Here is a 17,318-nt window from a genome sequence, read left to right as displayed (position 1 = left end):
TAGGTGAGGGGGAGCCGGTTTGGTTTCCTCATTCCTGTGCTCGTCACAGGAATCCAGCCAGCCCAAGTCCTTGGGCTGATAGAACGCTTCCGCGCCGCACACGCGGCGCTGCTCTCATCCCTGTGGCGAGCGCAGGGATGAGGAAAAAGCAGAGATTGCAATCCTCCGAAAAGTCCTACAGCGCCGCCGCGTCTTATGGGACGCGCAACTAGCCATGCCGGTGCCAGACCTTGTTGACGATCAGCCATCGCCCGTCGACCTTCAGCAAGGACAGGTAATCGGAATAGCGCGCGCCGGCGAATTCATCGATCACCTTCACGCTGGCGACGTCGCCGGTGATGTGGACCATCTCCACTTCCATGAGCGGCTGCGTACCCGGGGACGCCGCGCCCTCCCTCACGATAGAGGTGATGAAGGCGTCGCGTGTCTGCCACTCGACGGCTCCTCCTGAGTTGCCGACGATCGATGCGCTCGGATGGAAGGCCTTGCGCAAAGCTCCCTCGTTGGCGAAGGCCATGCCGTCGACATAAAGATGGACGACCGCGCTGATGGCCTGCTCTTCGGACATGGTTTTTTCCTCCTTTCCGGAGCGGTGACAGATGCGGCTATCCGCCCCGCAGGCCGCTCCTGTTCCCACGAAGGCGGACATCTTCTCATAGGTAGGACATCGCAATGGAATTGCGATGCCCTCCAGGACTTCGACGCTGCCCGCCGGGTCTTCACCTGTTCGTCAGTGCCAGCGACGCATCGGTGTAGCGTTTTCCAGCGACCAGCGCTGGAGAGAGCGCTTCGCCGAGTTCGGCGCGTTCCCTGTCGGTGAGGACGATTCCGGCGGCAGCCACGTTCTGCTCCAGATGCTCGATCCTGCGCGCGCCCGGGATCGGAACGATGTCATCTCCCTGGTTGACCACCCAGGCGAGTGCGAGTTGGGCGGCCGTCACGCCTCTTTCCACGGCCAGCCTTTCGAGGGTTGCGACCAGCGCGGCGTTGGCCTCGAAGTTCTCCTGTTGGAAGCGCGGCAGCGACCGGCGGAAATCGTCGGCAGCGAGATCTTCGACCTTGCGGATGGTGCCTGTCAGCATGCCGCGCCCGAGCGGACTATAGGGCACGAAGCCGATGCCCAGTTCGCGGCAGGTATCGAGCACCTCCTGTTCCGGGTCGCGCGACCAGAGCGAATACTCGCTTTGTATCGCTGCGATCGGATGCACGGCATGGGCACGGCGTATGGTAGCGGCGCTTGCCTCGGAAAGCCCGAGTGCGCGCACCTTGCCCTCCTTCACCAGTTCCGCCATCGCGCCGACGGTTTCCTCGATCGGCACGGCGGGATCGATGCGGTGCTGGTAATAGAGGTCGATGACGTCCGTCCCGAGTCGCTTGAGGGAGGCCTCGGCGACGGCTTTCGCATTTTCCGGCCGGCCATCGACGCCTTTGATCGCTTCGGCGGCGGGTTTGTCGGGGTCGATGCGGAAACCGAACTTGGTAGCGATCACCACCTGGTCTCGCCGGCTCTTCAGCGCCTTGCCCAGGAGCTTCTCGTTCTCATAAGGCCCATAAACTTCCGCCGTATCGAAGAAGTCGACGCCGAGTTCGATGGCGCGGTGTAGCGTGCGGATCGATTGGCTCTCGTCGGCTTCGCCATAGGCGAAGCTCATGCCCATGCAGCCGAGGCCGACGGCCGAAACGGTGAGTTCATTGCCGAGCTTGCGGGTCTTCATTTGGATTTCCTTTCGGGCTGAACGCGCGGCCTGCGGGGTGGCATACGGCGTTCGCGAAGAAGATAGAGAAGCATATCGCTGGACTGAGCCTTTCGGCACGGGCCCGACGACAAGGCGAAGATAGGTGCCGCGCGGCCGGTTGAAAATCTCTGTCAATTCTCACGGGCTGTTCTATTATTTCGATCAATGAACCGCACACAGCTCTCCCAACTGGCCGTCCTTTCCGCCGTCGCCGCCCATGGCAGCTTTCGCGGGGCGGCGAAGGAACTCGGCATCGCGCCATCTGCCGTCAGCCACGCCGTGGGCAGTCTGGAGGCGAGCCTCGGCGTTCGTCTCCTCGCGCGCACGACGCGCAGCGTCGCGGCCACGGAGGAGGGAAAGCGCCTGCTGGAGCGGCTGCGGCCGGCGCTCGACGACATTGCCGAGGCGCTGCAGCGGGCGGCGGAGGCGCGCGATCGTCCGGCCGGAAAACTGCGCGTCACCGCCCCTCGTTTTGCAGCCGACCTCATTCTGGCGCCGCGCCTTGGCGACTTCCTCGGCCGCTATCCGGACATCGTCCTCGAAATCGCCAATGAAGACGGCTTCACCGATATTGTCGAGGAGGGGCATGACGCCGGCATCCGGCTCGGCGAGAGCCTGGAGGCCGATATGGTCGCGGTGAAGGTGGGGCCCGAGCTGAAGAGCGCGGTCGTCGCCGCACCGTCCTATTTCGAGCGCTTTCAGCGGCCGCGGCACCCGCGCGATCTCGCGGGCCATCGCTGCATCCGCCGCCGCTTCTCCAACGGCACCCTATATCGCTGGGAGTTCGAGAAAGAGGGGGAGGAACTGACCGTTTCGGTGAACGGCCCGCTCATTCTGGGCGAGGACCGGCCGATCATCGAGGCCGCGATCGGCGGTGCGGGGCTCGCCTATCTCTTCGAGCCGCGCGTCAGCGGATATGTAGGTGAGGGCAAATTGGTCCGGGTGCTCGAGGACTGGTGCGCGCCCTATGCGGGCCCCTTCCTCTATTATCCAACCCGCCGGCTGATGCGTCCGGCGCTCCGGGCCTTCATCGATTTCTTCCGCCACAGCGGGTGACGGCCGGCGGGGAGCGCCGGCCGTCGTGACGGCTTACGCGGCCTTCTTGTTCACTTGGGCCATCGCGAGTTTCGTCAGGTCCTCGTCGGTGACGACTTCTTCCTTCAAAGTCGCGTCGAGCAGCGATACCGCATCCTTGAGACCGATGGTCTTTGCCCAGGTCTTCAGGGTGCCGTAGCGGGAGATTTCATAATGCTCGACCGCTTGCGCGGCGGAGATGAGGCCCGCATCGAGCGCGGCCGTGCCCTTGAATTCGTCCATGATCTCTTCGCCCTCGGCGACGATGCCCTCGATCGCCTCACAGGTCTTGCCCTGCGGGCGCTTGCCGATCATTTCGAATACCTGCTGCAGCCGCTCCACATGGGTCTCGGTCTGCTCCTTGTGCTTCTCGAACGCGGCCTTCAGCTCAGGGGCCTGGGCTGCGCGCGCCATCTTCGGCAAAGCCTTCAGGATTTTCCGCTCGGCATAATAGATGTCCTTGAGCGTATCGTGGAACAGGTCGTCCAGCGTTTTTTCTTTGGCCATTTCGGGTTTCCTTCCTCGTCTGCTTCGTGTTGCCTTCGACCCGCAATCAACAGCAAAGGGCGAAGATTTGTTCCTCGCGACTGCAAAAAGCGCATGAGACGCGGGTCAAATTCGTCGCTTTCGCGAAGGGTGTCCGTTTCACTTCAGGCGGAAATCGGGTGGTTGCAGCGTGGCGCATCGGCAATGGTCCCGCCGTCAACGCAATCGGATGGAGAAGAATCATGTCGAGACTGGAAGGTAAGATCGCGATCGTCACCGGCGCAAGCTCGGGTATCGGCCGCGCCGCCGCGCTGCTCTTTGCGCGCGAGGCGGCAAAGGTTGTGGTCACCGCCCGCAACGAGAATGCGCTTGCGGAGCTTACCGACGAGATTGCCCGAGAGGGCGGCGAGGCGGCAGCGCTTGCCGGCGACGTGCGCGACGAAGCCCTGCATGAGGCGCTGGTCGAACTGGCGGTGCGCCGCTTCGGCGGGCTCGATACCGCCTTCAACAATGCCGGCGCGCTCGGTGCGATGGGAGAGATTTCGTCGCTCAGCGTCGAAGGCTGGCGCGAGACGCTCGATACCAATTTGACGAGCGCCTTCCTGGCGGTGAAGTATCAGGTTCCGGCAATCGCGGCGCGGGGCAGTGGTTCGCTCACCTTCACTTCGAGCTTCGTCGGCCACACGGCCGGCTTTGCCGGGGTCGCCCCCTATGCGGCGAGCAAGGCGGGACTGATCGGGCTGGTGCAGGCGCTGGCCGTCGAGCTTGGCGCGCGCGGCATCCGCGTGAACGCGCTGCTGCCCGGCGGCACCGACACGCCCGCCAATTTCGCGAACCTCCCGGGAGCGGCGCCCGAGACGCGCGGTTTCGTGGAAGGGCTGCACGCATTGAAGCGCATTGCGCGACCCGAGGAAATCGCCGAAGCGGCGCTTTATCTCGCCTCGGACGGTGCCAGCTTCGTGACCGGCGCGGCGCTGCTGGCCGACGGCGGCGCTTCGGTGGCGAAGGCGTGAGCGCAGAGCGTGAGCACAGCAACTGAAAGCAGGGAAGCATGAAGAAACCTGGGTCGATGAAATCGCTTGAAGACCTCGGGCGCGTACGCCTCTCGAAGAACTTTTTCCTGCGCGATTTCCTTCACTCCGAGATCGCGGAGTTCTACGGGATTCCGAATATCCCCGACGATCCGGAACTGGCGATCGAGGCCGGACGGAAACTGTGCGGCGAACTTCTGGAACCGCTCGAGGCGACCTTCGGTCGGCTGCACATCCGCTCGGGCTACCGAAACCGTGCCGTGAACGCCTTCGGCAACGCCAACAGGCTCAACTGCTCGACGAATGCGGCAACGGCCGCCGACCATATCTGGGACATGCGCGATGCGGAGGGCTGCATGGGGGCCACCGCCTGCATCGCCATTCCCTGGGTCTGGGACCGGGAACGTCACGAAGGCGGCTGGCAGAGCCTGGCCTGGTGGATTCACGACCACCTTCCCTACGCCTCGCTCTGCTTTTTTCCCAAGCTTTGGGCCTTCAACATCCAGTGGCACGAGAGGCCGCGCCGCAGGATCAGCAGCTACGCCGAGCCGCGCGGGCTGCTGACCAGGCCCGGCATGGCCAACCACGAGGGCAGTCATGCGCAACTTTACCCAGGGTTTCCGAAGCTTGCGGCCGGGGGCGGGTCTTCCTGACGAGGGCAAATCCCCTCTATTCGCTCACTTCGTTCAGCCGTCTTATCGCCTCTTCCGGCAACGTCAATTCCGCCGATCTCACCAGACTTGCCAGCTGGTCGGCATTGGTGGCGCTGGCGATCGGTGCGGTGACGCCGTCGCGGGCGATGATCCAGGCCAGCGCGATCTCCGCCTGTTTCGCGCCGGTCTCCTCGGCGATTTCATCCAAGACGCCGAGAATCCGCATGCCGCGTCCGTCGAGATATTTTTCGACGCCGCCGCCGCGAGCGGAGCCTTCCAGATCCTTGTGTGAGCGGTACTTGCCGGAAAGAAAGCCTCTCGCAAGGCTGAAATAGGTGATGACGCCGATCTCCTCGGCGATGCAGAGATTGCGCAGCGGACCGTCATAGGAAGCGCGGTCGTAGAGATTGTATTCGGGCTGCAGCACGTCGTAGCGGGGCAGGCCGTTCGCCGCCGCGACGTCGAGAGCGTCGCGCATCTGCTGCGCATCGAGATTCGATGCGCCGATCGCCCGCAGCTTGCCCTGGGAGAGAAGCGCATCGTAGGCGGCAAGCGTCTCTTCATAGGGTGTGTCGGGGTCCGGCCAGTGGGAGAGATAGAGGTCGATATAATCGGTCTGCAGGCGTTTCAGCGATTCCTCGACTGCCTGCATGATCCAGTGGCGCGAGAGGCCCTTGCGGTCGGGTCCGAGCTCCGAGCCGACCTTGGTGACGATGACGGCGCTGTCGCGCGAGCGTCCGGATTGCTTCAGCCATTTGCCGATGATCGTTTCCGACTCGCCGCCTCTGTTGCCCGGCGCCCAGGAGGAATAGACGTCGGCGGTGTCGACGGCGTTAAAACCTGCATCGAAAAAGGCATCGAGAAGCGAGAACGACGTTTTCTCATCCGCGGTCCAGCCGAAGACGTTGCCGCCGAAGACGAGCGGGGCAATCGAGAGGCCGGTACGGCCAAGTCTGCGCATTTTCATGGTTTCGCTCCATGTGGTTGGATGAAAACAAGCTGCGATGGGGAGGATTGCGGCAAAAACATAGGCCAGCTCGCCATCGAATGACACCGGCATTCGTGGTTTTTCTGACCTCGCCACGGCTTGCTAGGTACGTACCTCGGGGATAGTCTCGGCGCAGCTAGTGACCCAGGGGAATGTCGCGCGTCCTTCGCGCCGCGCACGAAAAGGAGTCTGCCTCATGCTGCGTTTCGGAATTTTGTCGACGGCCAAGATTGGCCGCGAGCTCGTCGTACCCGCCATCCAGGACGCCGAGAACTGCGTCGTCACGGCGATCGCGAGCCGCGATCTCGCCAAGGCGAGGACCATGGCCGACCGTTTCTCCGTGCCGCATGCCTTCGGCTCCTATGAAGAAATGCTCGCCTCCGACACGATCGACGCCGTCTATATCCCGCTGCCGACGTCGCAACATGTCGAATGGGCGATCAAGGCGGCGGATGCCGGAAAGCATGTGCTTTGTGAGAAGCCGCTGGCGCTCAAGGCCGAAGAGATCGATGCCGTGATCGCGGCGCGCGAGCGCAACAGGGTGCTGATCTCGGAAGCCTATATGGTGACCTACAGCCCCGTCTGGCGGAAGGTGCGCTCGCTCATCGCGGAAGGTGCCATCGGGCGCCTCAGGCATGTCCAGGGCGCCTTCACCTATTACAACCGCGATCCCGGCAACATGCGCAACGTCCCCTCACTCGGCGGCGGCGGTCTGCCGGATATCGGCGTCTATCCGGCAATCACGACCCGGTTTTCGACCGGCAGGGAGCCGCTGCGCGTCCAGGCCAGTACCGAGCGCGATCCGGAATTCGGCACCGACATCTATTCGAGCGTTCGTGCCGACTTCGGCGATTTCGAGCTGAGCTTCTATATCTCGACACAGCTCGCCGCCCGCCAGGTCATGGTCTTCCACGGCGACAAGGGCTACATCGAGGTGAAATCGCCCTTCAATGCCGATCGCTATGGCCGGGAAGAGGTGGAATTGACCAACCAGAACCACGGCCAGTCGCAGCTCTTCCGCTTCCAGGATGCGCGTCAGTACAAGCTCGAGGCCGAGGCCTTCGCACGTGCTGCGAAAGGTGAAGCGGAGGACGTGGTGACGCTGGAAAACTCGCGCCTGAACCAGATGTTCATCGACGCGATCTACCGCGCCAGCGAAAAAGACGGCTGGGAGCCCGTCTGAAGCTAAAGGATCGGCCCGGCGCCTTTTGCGCCGGGCCTATCCTTTCATGCCGCCTGGATCAGCCGCGCCTGAGACGCGCCCCGCATCTTGAAGAAGAGAAAGTCGGCGACGCCCACCATGGCCACGACGATCAGCGCCAGTCCTGCGATCGTCAACGCCGAATAGGCAGACGCAAGAATGGCCAGGCTTCCGACCTGCCAGAGTATGTCGCCGGCGATGCTGATCCGCGTTGCGAGGGCGCTCGGCCCTTCTTTTCTGGCCGCGGCAAGGTGGAAGGCGCCCCAGACGAGGAGCCCAGCGCCAAGCGCCATGATCACCGCAGGCGACAGGGCGGGACTGACGACCGCCGCAATCGGTGGCGCTGCCGCGAGGAGAGCCGAGCCGGCGATCAGCGAAAAGATGCCGTCGGCGAGAAATGTCTTGTTGAGAAGAGAGCGGGTGGAAAGGTCGAACATATCTGTCTCCATCGGTTGTCGATGGGCAGATGCTGGACCAGAGCGGTCATTAAACCAATTACCTCCGAGGTAATGTATTTTGTGCCGCGTTCGGGCGACGCTGCCCCCGCAACAGGGAAGATAAAGATGGAATTCGGCAGCCGCCTGAAGGAATGGCGAGGACATCGCCGCATGAGCCAACTCGACCTCGCAATGGCGGCGGGCATTTCCGCGCGCCATCTCTCGTTTCTGGAGACGGGCCGCTCCAAGCCGTCCGAGGGAATGATCCTGCGGCTCGCCTCGGTTCTCGACGTCCCCGCGCGTGAACAGGGCACGCTCTTCACCGCGGCGGGCTACCGGCCGCGCGTTGCGGCGCGGCCTGCGACGGGTCTCGATGCAATGCCTCCGGCTGTCGCGCATGCCATCCGGCTGATGCTCGACCGGCACGATCCCTATCCAGGCCTCGTTGTCGACCATCAGTATACGGTGCTGCTGACCAACCCGGCTTTCGACGCGCTTGTCGGTGCCACGGGCGTTCCGTTCAAGCCGGGGGAGAACTTCCTCGACGGCTTTCTCGGTGCGGAGAAGGTCCGCGGTCTCGTGGTCAATTGGGAAGCCGCCGCAGCCGATCTCGTTCAGCGGGTTCGCATGGAGGCGTGGCTGCAGGGGCCGCGCAGCCCATTGCAGCGAAGGCTGGACAGGCTGGTTGCCGACCCGGCGGTGGCAATGGCGATCGAGAACTTCCCGGCGACGGACCGCTTGCCGGTGCTGCCCATCGAACTGCGCGTCGGCGAAGCGTCGCTTAGCTTCATCACGACGCTTTCGACCTTCGGCTCGACTCAGGACGCGCTCGTCGAGGGCGTTCTGATCGAATCCTTCTTTCCGGCCGACGACGCGACCCGGCGCTTCTTCGGGCAGGGCGGGCGCGACGTCCAATAGAGCAATATCGGGAGAGGCGCACACTCTTCCAGAATTGCTCCGGATCGTTTCACCATTCCACACGGGACGGGAAACGATGTAGAAAAACGCGCCTTGCTGCTGATCTTCGCCGCTCTGTCGGCTACAAGTGACGTATGACTTCGTTCTTTGATTCCGAATCTCCCTCCAACGTCGCCGAATATTCGGTGTCGGAACTGTCCGGCTCGATCAAGCGCACGATCGAGCAGACCTTCGAGCATGTCCGGGTGCGGGGCGAGATTTCCGGCTATCGCGGTCCGCATTCGTCGGGCCACGCGTATTTTGCCTTGAAGGACGATCGCGCCCGCATCGACGCGGTCGTCTGGAAGGGCACCTTCGCGCGGCTGAAGTTCCGGCCGGAGGAGGGGATGGAGGTGATCGCGACCGGCCGGGTCACGACTTTCCCCGGCTCGTCCAAGTACCAGATCGTCATCGACTCGCTGGAGCCCGCGGGTGCAGGTGCGCTGATGGCGCTGATCGAGGAACGCAAGCGTAAGCTTGCCGCGGAAGGGCTTTTCGATGCGGGCCGCAAGCGGCCGCTGCCCTTCATGCCGAGGGTCATCGGCGTCGTGACCTCGCCGACCGGGGCTGTGATCCGCGACATCCTGCACCGCATTGCCGACCGTTTCCCAGTCCATGTCATCGTCTGGCCGGTGCGCGTGCAGGGCGACGGCGCCTGCGAGGAGATCGTGGCCGCGATCGAGGGTTTCAACGCGCTGCAGCCGGGCGGCGCCATTCCTCGGCCCGACGTGCTGATCGTCGCGCGCGGCGGCGGCAGCCTCGAGGATCTCTGGTGCTTCAACGACGAGGCCATGGTGCGGGCCGCGGCGGCTTCCGCCATCCCTCTGATCTCGGCCGTCGGTCACGAGACGGACTGGACCCTGATCGATCATGCGGCCGACCAGCGGGCGCCGACGCCGACCGGTGCGGCCGAGATCGCGGTACCGGTGAAGGCCGATCTCGAGGCCCAGCTCGCCGGTCTCGCAGCCCGGCTCAAGGGCGCCGCGGCGCGGCAGATGGACAATCGCCGCCAGACGCTGCGTTCGCTTGCACGGGCGCTGCCCTCGCTCGACCAATTGCTCGCCCTGCCGCGGCGTCGCTTCGACGAGGCGGCCGCCGGACTCGGCCGTGGCCTCCAGATGAACACGGCCAATAAGCGGCGAAGCTTCGAGCGCAATGCGGCCCATCTCCGGCCGGAGCTCCTGACCGCAAGGATCGTCGATCGGCGCCAGCGCGTCTTAGATGCCGTAAACCGGGCCGAGCGCATCGTCGAGCGCAAGCTTCAACGTGGCGCTCAGCGCATTTCGTCCGCCGATGCCTCGCTCCGCGTTCTGCCGTCACGGCTGATCGGCCAGGTTCATCGCGCATCGGATCGCGTCTCCAGCCTGAGCAGGCGTGGGGATGCGGCGATCGCCGCCGATCTGCGCAGGATGAAAAGCGCGCTTTCGGCGCAGGATCGCGTGCTGCAGTCGCTCTCCTATCACAGCGTTCTGCAGCGGGGCTTCGCGCTGGTGCGCGATGCCGCGGGCGAGCCGGTGAAACAGGCGGCTGCCGTGCATCCCGGCATGGCGCTTTCGCTGGAATTCGCCGACGGCCGCGTGGCGGCGGTCGCCGGCGAGGACGGCACTCCGCCGCAGCCGCCGAAGAAGCGGCCTGCGCGCTCCGGCGAGCCGACGAAGCAGGGCAGCCTCTTCTGATGCATATCCTGATGGTGCTCGCCCATCCGCTAGAAGAGAGCTTCGCTGCGAGTGTCGCGCGCGTGGCCAGGGAGACGCTCGAGGCCAAAGGGCATACGGTCGACCTGCTCGACCTCTATCGCGAAGGCTTCGATCCGCAGCTGACCGTGGCCGAGCGGGGCAGCTATTTCGATAAAGGTTACGACGCCTCCGGGGTATCGCGCTGGATCGATCGGCTGCGGGCTGCGGACGGACTCGTGCTCGTCTTTCCCCAATGGTGGTTCAATTTTCCGGCGATCCTCAAAGGTTTCTTCGATCGCGTCTTTGCGCCCGGGGTCGCTTTCGACCATGATGCGGCGGGCGGCCGTATCATTCCTCGCCTCGGCAACATCAAGCTGTTCTGGGCGCTGACCAGTACCGGATCCCCCTGGTGGGTCGTGCATCTCTACATGGGAAATCCGGTGCGGCGGCTGCTGAAGCGCGGCATCGCCGCCTTCTGCGGCAAGGGGCTGGACTTCCGCATGCTCACTCTGCACGACATGGATCGGGTGACGGAGGCGAAGCGGAAGCGCCATCTCCAGCGTGTGAGGGCTCTGGTGAGCCGGATCTGACCGGCGATCTATTCGAAGACCGCGAGGAATTTCCTGAGCAGCGCGTCCAGAGCCTCCCGTTCGTCGGGTTCTATGCCTGCAACGAGGCGCTGCTGATTGGCGACATGATCAGTGACCGCCGTGTCCACGCGCTTGAGACCCTGCGGTGTCAGGGCGATGAGGACGCCGCGCCGGTCTTCCGGATTGTCCAGGCGTTCGACAAGCCCGGCTTTCTCGAGCTGGTCGATGCGGTTGGTCATCGTGCCGGAGGTGACCATCGTCGTTCCCAACAGATCGCCCGGCGAGAGCCGGAAGGGCGGGCCGGAGCGCCGCAGCGTTGCGAGCACGTCGAAACTCGCCGAGTTCAGGCCGTGTTCGGCAAGGGTGCTTTCCACCTCACGAGCGAGATGGGCCCGGAGCCGCGATAGTCGGCCGAGCAGACCCATGGCCGTCACATCCAGCTCCGGCCGCTCTCTGCGCCACTGCGCCAGGATTTTGTCTACGTGATCCATATCCGTCTGCATTAGAGTACTTCCAGGAAAAGTGTGTAACAGTTTTCCGTCCGGAAGTGCGTTGGATCGAATGGTTAGAGCATTTCAGAGTTTCTATGAAACGTTGAAATGCTCTAGCGATCGGAGTGAACGCTTCATCCTTCATGAAGTCGTAGCCACCATGTATCTTGACGTCAAGATAAATTGGATTAGGGTTATCTTGACGTAGAGATTCTTGAGGTGAAGATATGGGCATCCGCAGCTCCGATATTCTGCTTACGGCCATAGCGCCGGCCATATGGGGCAGTACCTATCTGGTCACAACGGAATTTCTGCCGGCGGGTTACCCGGTCACGGTCGCAATGCTCAGGGCGCTTCCGGCAGGGCTGCTGCTGCTGCTTGTCGTCCGGCAAATGCCGACGGGTGTATGGCTGGCGCGTAGTTTCGTGCTCGGCGCGCTCAACTTCTCGTTCTTCCAGACGATGCTTTTCGTTTCCGCCTACCGGCTGCCCGGCGGTGTCGCCGCAACCGTCGGAGCCATTCAGCCGTTGATCGTGATCGTCCTGTCGCGCATCGTTCTCGGCTCGCCCGCCCGTGCCTTGAGCGTCGTTGCCGGCGTTGCCGGCATGGCGGGGGTCGCGCTCCTGGTGCTGACGCCGAAAGCGGCGCTGGATCCGGTGGGCGTCGCGGCTGGCTTGGCAGGCGCCGTCTCCATGGCATTCGGCACGGTGCTGAGCCGATACTGGACGCCGCCGGTCTCGCCGCTCACCTTTACCGCCTGGCAATTGGCGGCCGGCGGACTGCTTCTGGTGCCGGTCGCCTTCCTGCTGGAACCTTCTTTGCCATCGCTCACTGCAGCCAATATTCTGGGCTTTACCTATCTCGGCCTGATCGGCACGGCCTTCACCTACCTGCTCTGGTTCCGCGGGTTATCGCGGCTCGAACCCTCCCAGGTTTCGCCGCTCGGCTTCTTGAGCCCGGTCGTCGCGATCCTCATCGGCTGGACCGTGCTCGATCAGCAGCTGACGGCGGTGCAGGTGCTCGGGATCGCAACCGTCTTCGCAAGCGTGTGGATGAGCCAGTATGCACAGGCGACGCGCCGCGCGGCATCCGCCCCCTCTCTTCGGATTTAACCAGAGGACCGACCTTCTCCCCGCAAGCGGAGAGAGCGGATGTCCGCAATGATACGCCGGGTTTTGCCGCGAGTCTGCTTCGCGCCGTCCGCAGGAAGAAGGTGCGGCTGGCGGATGAGAGGCACCGCCATGCCGCAAAACGATCAGGCCCACTCGCCCTTGCGCATGACGGGCACACGGCTGCCATCGAGGCGCACGCCGTCGATGCCCACTTTGCCGGAGCCGATCATCCAGTCGATGTGGATCAGGCTCGAATTGCCGCCCTGGGCGCGGATCTGCTCCTGGCTGAGGCTTGCGCCGTCGAGGAAGCACTTCGAATAGCACTGGCCGAGCGCGATGTGGCAGGAGGCATTCTCGTCGAAGAGCGTGTTGTAGAAGAGGATGCCGCTGGCCGAAATCGGCGAGGAATGGGGCACCAGCGCCACTTCGCCGAGCCGCCGGGCGCCCTCGTCGGTATCGAGCACCTTGTTCAGCACCTCTTCGCCCCGCGAAGCCTTGGCCTCGACGATCCGGCCGGCTTCGAAACGCACCTGAATATTGTCGATCAGCGTGCCCTGGTGGGAGAGCGGTTTGGTGCTCGAAACATGGCCTTCGACGCGCAGCGCGTGCGGCGTCGTAAACACCTCCTCGGTCGGGATGTTCGGATTGCAGGTGATGCCGTTCTTGGCGACCGAGGCGCCGCCGTGCCACTCATGCCCATCGGCGAGTCCGACGGTGAGGTCGGTGCCGGGCCCGGTGAAATGCAGGGCGGCGAAGCGCTCTCCGTTCAGCCAGGCCGAGCGCCGGTGCAGCTCGGCATTATGGTCCTTCCATGCGGCGATCGGATCGTCGACGTCGACCCGCGACGCTGCGAAGATGGCGTTTGCGAGTTTTTCGACGGCGACCGCTTCCGGATCGTCCGGGAACATCTGCTTCGCCCAGGAGGGGTTCGGATAGGAGACGATGTTCCAGTTGATGTCGAAATTGGAGATCTTTTCGAGCGCCGGCTTGTAGGCGATCGAGTTCGCCTTGTTGGCGCGGGCGACCTTCGCCGGATCCTGAGCCGAAAGCAGCATCGGGTTGTCGCCGGCGATGGCCAGGCGCGCAGCTCCTCCCGCATAAGCTTTGGCCATGCCTTCATAGAGCCAGTCGCTGGCGCGGTCGAAGCTCTCGTCGGGCGCATGGGCATAGCGGGCGAGCGTCGCTTCCTCGTCGGCGTAGAACGTCGTCACCAGTCCGGCGCCTGCCATATAGGCGTGCTTGGTGATGAGGCGCACGAGCGGCAGCGCCGCGATCGGCGCGGTCATCACCAGGTCCTGACCCTTCTGCAATTGCAGACCGATCTTGATGGCGACCTCGGCGAGCTTTTCGAGCTTGACGGGATCGATTGGATTCCTCGTGGATTGGAGGGGGGCGTTCATGGCGGCTCCTGCTCGTCTTCTTGCGGATGTCAGCGGTTTTAGACCGGTTCCGCGGAAAACAGAAGGGTTCTTCAGGCCGCCACTCTTCCGGTGTCGAGCAACGCCGCTTGGTGCTGCTCGAGGAACGCCATCAGCCGTTGCGGATAGTCCTCGCCGACTGCGGCTTTCACGCTCGGCCTCCCGGTCAGCGCCTCGCGCCAGGCGGTGACGCGCGGCAGGTCCTTGAAGATGCCGCGGTCGGAGATCTGATCGAACACGTGGAAATAGCGGAAGATCGGCGCAAAAACCGCATCTACAAGGCTGAAGCGGCTGCCTGCAAAATACGGACCCTCGGCGAGCTCCGCCTCCATGGTCGCGAATTTCGCCTGGAGCACCTTGCGCTTGGCCTCCAGTGCAGCGGTGTCCTGCGTCGTTTCGTAGACCCAGAGATCGGCAAGGATGGAAGAGCCGAACTCCATCCAGCCGCGATGGCGCGCGCGCAGCAACGGATCGGCGGGATGAAGCTTCGGTCCGGTCTGCGTCTCCTCCAGATACTCGCAAATGACGCTGCTCTCGAAGAGGATCGCTTCGCTCCCGCTTTGCGGAATGCTCAGCAGCGGCACCTTGCCGAGCGGTGAAATCCTCAGGAACCAGTCCGGCTTGTCGGCGAGATCTATATTGACGCGTTGGAAGGGCACGCCCTTTTCCGCAAGCACGATCGCGGCGCGTTGCACATAGGGGCAGAGATGGTGGCTGATCAGGGTGAGTTGCGCGGTCATCGGTCGCTCCCGGTTCGATTTAGATGCATCTGCATATAACTTGTCTTGCCAGATGGGTCAAGATAGATGTAATTGCATCTATGAGCACGAAGAAGACGGAACCCAGCGAGCCGACCGAGGCCGCTACCCTTGCATGGATCGGTCTGATGCGGGCACAGCAGCGCCTGCTGTCGGCCATCGAAAAGGATTTCAAGGAGGCGGCCCTGCCGCCGCTGGCCTGGTACGACGTGCTATGGGAACTGGTGAAGGCGGATGGCGGGAGGCTGCGCCCCTTCGAGATCGAGGCGCGCACGCTGCTTGCCCAGTACAACCTTTCGCGCCTGATAGACCGGCTGGAGAGGGAAGGCTTCGTGCAGCGGGAGGCCTTCGACGAGGACGCGCGCGGCTGCTGGGTCGTGGTGACCGAGAAAGGGCGGGACACCCGGAAGCGCATGTGGCAGACCTATGCGCCTTCGATCGCGCGCCATGTCGGCGCGAAACTGAGCGAAGGAGAGGCACGCGAGCTCGCGACGCTGCTTTCGAGACTCGGCTGACGCGCGCCCTTCTTCTGCGTAGAGATCAGGCGATCAAAGGCGCGGCGACTGCCCGCAATACGGCCTGCGCGTCCTTCGGTGCAAGCCGTACCTGCAGACCTCTTTGCCCGCCATTGATGAACACCAGTTCTTCGGCAAGCGCCGCTTCCTCGATTGCGGCCGGAACGGTCTTCCTTTGCCCGAAGGGGCTGATGCCGCCGACGTGATAGCCGGTGAGCCGTTCGGCGTCCGCCGGCTTCATCATGCTTGCCGACTTGCCGCCGAAGGCTGCGGCGAGCTTCTTCATGCTCACCTCCCGGTCCGAGGGCACGATGCAGCAGACCGGCTTGCCGTCCACCTCGGCCATCAGCGTCTTCAGCACGCGGGAAGGGTCTTCGCCGAGCGCCTCAGCCGCCTGCAGTCCGACGCGTTCGGCACCGGGATCGTAGTCATAGCTGTGAACGGTGAAGATCACGCCGGCCTTTGCGAGAGCCTGCGTCGCCCGGGTCGTCTTCGACATGGTCTAAGCCCCAAACGCGGCTTCGTAGAGTTCCGGCTTGAAGCCGACGAGCAGCCTGCCCTGGGCCTCGATCACCGGGCGCTTGATCATCGACGGCTGCTCGAGCATCAGCGCGATCGCCTTGTCGGCCGTCAGGTCCCGCTTGTCGGCCTCATCCAGCTTGCGGAAGGTGGTGCCCGAGCGGTTGAGCAGCGTCTCCCAGCCGAGTTCGGCGCACCAGCGCTCGAGTCGCGCGCGATCGATGCCTTCCGCCTTGTAGTCGTGGAAATCGTAGGAAGTGCCGCGGCTGTCGAGCCAGTTCCGGGCCTTCTTCATCGTGTCGCAGTTCTTGATGCCGTAGATCGTAACCGTCATGCCGAATCTCTCCGTACTTTCAGATGCGGGAGGACATAGCCGGGCGCCGCGCGTCGGAAAAGGCCCGGAGCAAAAGACAAGAGATCAGAGACTGGTGAACTTGCCGGCAACCTCGGCGGCTTCCGCCGTCTTGAGCCCGGCGATGTTGATGCGGCCGGATGCCGGCATATAGATGCCGTGCTCGGTCCTCAGCCGCATCACTTCCGCTTCGGAAAGCGGCAGCATGGAAAACATGCCCTCCTGATCGGCGACCGCGCCGAGGCTCTGCCAGCGGGTGCGGAGTCCCTCGGAAAGCGACCGCCGCAGGCCGGTCATCCTGAGCCGCATCGACTCGAGCTCCTCCGCCCAGTCGCGCCTGAGGTCCGGGTCGTCAAGGATCGTCCGCACCACCGCTGCGCCGTGATCCGGCGGCATGGAATAGCTGGTGCGGGCGAGACCCGCGAGGTTTGAGCGCACCCTGTCCGCCGACGCAGAAGAGCTGGTCCGCGCGAAGATCGCGCCCGTGCGCTCGCGATAAAGCCCGAAGGACTTCGAGCAGGAAACCGCGACGAGCGCTTCCGGGACGACGCCGAGAAGATGCCTGAGGCCCGCGACATCCTGGTCGAGCCCGCGGCCGAACCCCTGATAGGCGAGGTCGACGAGCGGCAGCAGGCCGCGCTCGGCGACCAGGGCGGCGATCTCCATCCATTGCGCTTCGCTCAGGACGCCGCCGGTCGGGTTGTGGCAGCTTGCATGCAGCAGCACGGCGTCGCCTGGTGCGGCACCTTCCAGCGCGCTCACGAGGTTATCGAAGATTACCGACTGCGACGGAATGTCGAAGAAGTCGTAGGTGGCGATGTCGAGCCCGGCGGCCTTGAAGATCGGCGCGTGGTTCGGCCAGCTCGGCAGCCCTAGCCAGATGCCTCGGCCGCCCATGCGCGCAACGAGGTCAGCCGCCAGGCGGAGGGCTCCGGAGCCGCCGGGCGTCTGGACGCCCGCAACGTGGCTCCGCTCGACCGTGTCGCCGCCGACGAGTTCCCATAGCCGATCGAGGAAGACGAGGTCGCCTTCGGGGCCGATATAGGCCTTGCTGTCCTGTGTCTCGAGAAGCCGCTTTTCCGCCGCCTTGACGGCCCGGAAGATCGGCGTGCGTCCGGTCTCGTCGCGATAGACACCAACGCCGAGATCGACCTTTCCAGGGCGCTCATCCTTTCTGAACAGGCCGATCAGGGCCAGCAAGGGATCGTCGGCTTGGCGGGCGAGAGCGTCGAACATCCGGTATTCCTTGTGGAGCAGTGGATCGGATCATAGTCGTTTCCCACAGGCGGAAAGGCAAGCGGTTCCGCACCGCGACTGGTCGAAA

The 17,318-nt window shown here is 64.0% G+C and carries 20 protein-coding genes; 9 read left to right on the top strand and 11 right to left on the bottom strand.

Annotation, left to right across the window (positions count from 1 at the left end):
• Nucleotides 1–208: 208 nt before the first annotated feature.
• Entirely contained in the window at nucleotides 209–568 is a 360-nt protein-coding gene (locus ACFHWW_RS01795) for a nuclear transport factor 2 family protein (RefSeq protein WP_379937117.1), read from the bottom strand.
• A 151-nt stretch (nucleotides 569–719) separates the two neighbouring features.
• The gene (locus tag ACFHWW_RS01790; protein WP_379937116.1) at nucleotides 720–1,715 is read right to left on the bottom strand and encodes an aldo/keto reductase; all 996 of its coding nucleotides are present in this window, start codon (nucleotides 1,713–1,715) and stop codon (nucleotides 720–722) included.
• A 186-nt stretch (nucleotides 1,716–1,901) separates the two neighbouring features.
• Between ACFHWW_RS01790 and ACFHWW_RS01785 the strand changes: the two genes are divergently transcribed.
• Complete coding sequence (locus ACFHWW_RS01785) at nucleotides 1,902–2,792, top strand: LysR substrate-binding domain-containing protein (RefSeq protein WP_379937115.1); 891 nt, start codon at nucleotides 1,902–1,904, stop codon at nucleotides 2,790–2,792.
• Nucleotides 2,793–2,825: 33 nt separating this feature from the next.
• Here the strand turns inward: ACFHWW_RS01785 and ACFHWW_RS01780 are convergent, their stop codons facing one another.
• Nucleotides 2,826–3,317, bottom strand: a complete 492-nt coding sequence (locus ACFHWW_RS01780; RefSeq protein ID WP_018093900.1) for a ferritin-like domain-containing protein — start codon at nucleotides 3,315–3,317, stop codon at nucleotides 2,826–2,828.
• Nucleotides 3,318–3,538: 221 nt separating this feature from the next.
• Here ACFHWW_RS01780 and ACFHWW_RS01775 point away from each other — a divergent pair, with 221 nt between their 5' ends.
• Together ACFHWW_RS01775 and ACFHWW_RS01770 are read left to right on the top strand one after the other, a co-directional pair.
• Nucleotides 3,539–4,309, top strand: a complete 771-nt coding sequence (locus ACFHWW_RS01775) for an SDR family oxidoreductase (RefSeq protein WP_324762723.1) — start codon at nucleotides 3,539–3,541, stop codon at nucleotides 4,307–4,309.
• Between the two features lie 38 nt (nucleotides 4,310–4,347).
• A complete protein-coding gene (locus tag ACFHWW_RS01770) occupies nucleotides 4,348–4,980 on the top strand; it encodes a hypothetical protein (protein ID WP_275599951.1) in 633 nt (210 codons plus the stop codon).
• A 16-nt stretch (nucleotides 4,981–4,996) separates the two neighbouring features.
• Here the strand turns inward: ACFHWW_RS01770 and ACFHWW_RS01765 are convergent, their stop codons facing one another.
• Nucleotides 4,997–5,947, bottom strand: a complete 951-nt coding sequence (locus ACFHWW_RS01765; RefSeq protein ID WP_275596953.1) for an aldo/keto reductase — start codon at nucleotides 5,945–5,947, stop codon at nucleotides 4,997–4,999.
• Nucleotides 5,948–6,164: 217 nt separating this feature from the next.
• On the opposite strand from ACFHWW_RS01765, the gene ACFHWW_RS01760 reads away from it, so the two are divergent.
• Nucleotides 6,165–7,151, top strand: coding sequence for a Gfo/Idh/MocA family protein (locus ACFHWW_RS01760; RefSeq protein WP_379937114.1), 987 nt, complete (start codon nucleotides 6,165–6,167; stop codon nucleotides 7,149–7,151).
• Nucleotides 7,152–7,195: 44 nt separating this feature from the next.
• Here ACFHWW_RS01760 and ACFHWW_RS01755 read toward each other — a convergent pair whose 3' ends face one another.
• Nucleotides 7,196–7,606: a hypothetical protein gene (locus tag ACFHWW_RS01755; protein ID WP_379937113.1), complete on the bottom strand. Its 411-nt coding sequence runs from the start codon at nucleotides 7,604–7,606 to the stop codon at nucleotides 7,196–7,198.
• Nucleotides 7,607–7,732: 126 nt separating this feature from the next.
• Here ACFHWW_RS01755 and ACFHWW_RS01750 point away from each other — a divergent pair, with 126 nt between their 5' ends.
• From ACFHWW_RS01750 to ACFHWW_RS01740, 3 genes are all read left to right on the top strand, one after another.
• Complete coding sequence (locus tag ACFHWW_RS01750) at nucleotides 7,733–8,524, top strand: helix-turn-helix domain-containing protein (protein ID WP_379937112.1); 792 nt, start codon at nucleotides 7,733–7,735, stop codon at nucleotides 8,522–8,524.
• Nucleotides 8,525–8,658: 134 nt separating this feature from the next.
• Nucleotides 8,659–10,239 carry an exodeoxyribonuclease VII large subunit gene (gene xseA, locus ACFHWW_RS01745; RefSeq protein WP_379937111.1) on the top strand — a complete coding sequence of 527 codons (1,581 nt, stop codon included), beginning with the start codon at nucleotides 8,659–8,661 and terminating at the stop codon, nucleotides 10,237–10,239.
• The gene (locus ACFHWW_RS01740) at nucleotides 10,239–10,829 is read left to right on the top strand and encodes an NAD(P)H-dependent oxidoreductase (RefSeq protein WP_379937110.1); all 591 of its coding nucleotides are present in this window, start codon (nucleotides 10,239–10,241) and stop codon (nucleotides 10,827–10,829) included. The genes xseA and ACFHWW_RS01740 overlap by 1 nt, the downstream gene beginning before the upstream one ends.
• Nucleotides 10,830–10,837: 8 nt before the next feature.
• Here the strand turns inward: ACFHWW_RS01740 and ACFHWW_RS01735 are convergent, their stop codons facing one another.
• The gene (locus tag ACFHWW_RS01735) at nucleotides 10,838–11,332 is read right to left on the bottom strand and encodes a MarR family winged helix-turn-helix transcriptional regulator (protein WP_100669828.1); all 495 of its coding nucleotides are present in this window, start codon (nucleotides 11,330–11,332) and stop codon (nucleotides 10,838–10,840) included.
• A 215-nt stretch (nucleotides 11,333–11,547) separates the two neighbouring features.
• Between ACFHWW_RS01735 and ACFHWW_RS01730 the strand changes: the two genes are divergently transcribed.
• Nucleotides 11,548–12,432: an EamA family transporter gene (locus tag ACFHWW_RS01730; RefSeq protein ID WP_379937109.1), complete on the top strand. Its 885-nt coding sequence runs from the start codon at nucleotides 11,548–11,550 to the stop codon at nucleotides 12,430–12,432.
• Between the two features lie 143 nt (nucleotides 12,433–12,575).
• On the opposite strand, the gene ACFHWW_RS01725 is transcribed toward ACFHWW_RS01730, so the two are convergent.
• Complete coding sequence (locus ACFHWW_RS01725) at nucleotides 12,576–13,832, bottom strand: aminopeptidase (RefSeq protein ID WP_379937108.1); 1,257 nt, start codon at nucleotides 13,830–13,832, stop codon at nucleotides 12,576–12,578.
• A 71-nt stretch (nucleotides 13,833–13,903) separates the two neighbouring features.
• Nucleotides 13,904–14,590 carry a glutathione S-transferase family protein gene (locus ACFHWW_RS01720; RefSeq protein ID WP_379937107.1) on the bottom strand — a complete coding sequence of 229 codons (687 nt, stop codon included), beginning with the start codon at nucleotides 14,588–14,590 and terminating at the stop codon, nucleotides 13,904–13,906.
• 80 nt (nucleotides 14,591–14,670) lie between these two features.
• Here ACFHWW_RS01720 and ACFHWW_RS01715 point away from each other — a divergent pair, with 80 nt between their 5' ends.
• Entirely contained in the window at nucleotides 14,671–15,123 is a 453-nt protein-coding gene (locus ACFHWW_RS01715; protein WP_379937106.1) for a MarR family winged helix-turn-helix transcriptional regulator, read from the top strand.
• Between the two features lie 25 nt (nucleotides 15,124–15,148).
• Here the strand turns inward: ACFHWW_RS01715 and ybaK are convergent, their stop codons facing one another.
• The 3 genes from ybaK to tatA all read right to left on the bottom strand — a co-directional run bounded on the left by ybaK (nucleotide 15,149) and on the right by tatA (nucleotide 17,230).
• Entirely contained in the window at nucleotides 15,149–15,622 is a 474-nt protein-coding gene (gene ybaK / locus ACFHWW_RS01710; protein WP_018093914.1) for a Cys-tRNA(Pro) deacylase, read from the bottom strand.
• Between the two features lie 3 nt (nucleotides 15,623–15,625).
• Complete coding sequence (locus ACFHWW_RS01705) at nucleotides 15,626–15,976, bottom strand: ArsC family reductase (RefSeq protein ID WP_379937105.1); 351 nt, start codon at nucleotides 15,974–15,976, stop codon at nucleotides 15,626–15,628.
• Nucleotides 15,977–16,060: 84 nt separating this feature from the next.
• On the bottom strand, nucleotides 16,061–17,230 hold the full coding sequence (gene tatA, locus ACFHWW_RS01700) for a tyrosine aminotransferase (protein ID WP_275596943.1): 1,170 nt from the start codon (nucleotides 17,228–17,230) through the stop codon (nucleotides 16,061–16,063).
• Nucleotides 17,231–17,318: the final 88 nt, after the last annotated feature.

Source organism: Sinorhizobium sp. P24N7, assembly GCF_042436655.1.
In the GTDB taxonomy this organism is placed as follows: domain Bacteria; phylum Pseudomonadota; class Alphaproteobacteria; order Rhizobiales; family Rhizobiaceae; genus Sinorhizobium; species Sinorhizobium meliloti_A.
This window is presented reverse-complemented; position numbering and strand designations above follow the sequence as displayed.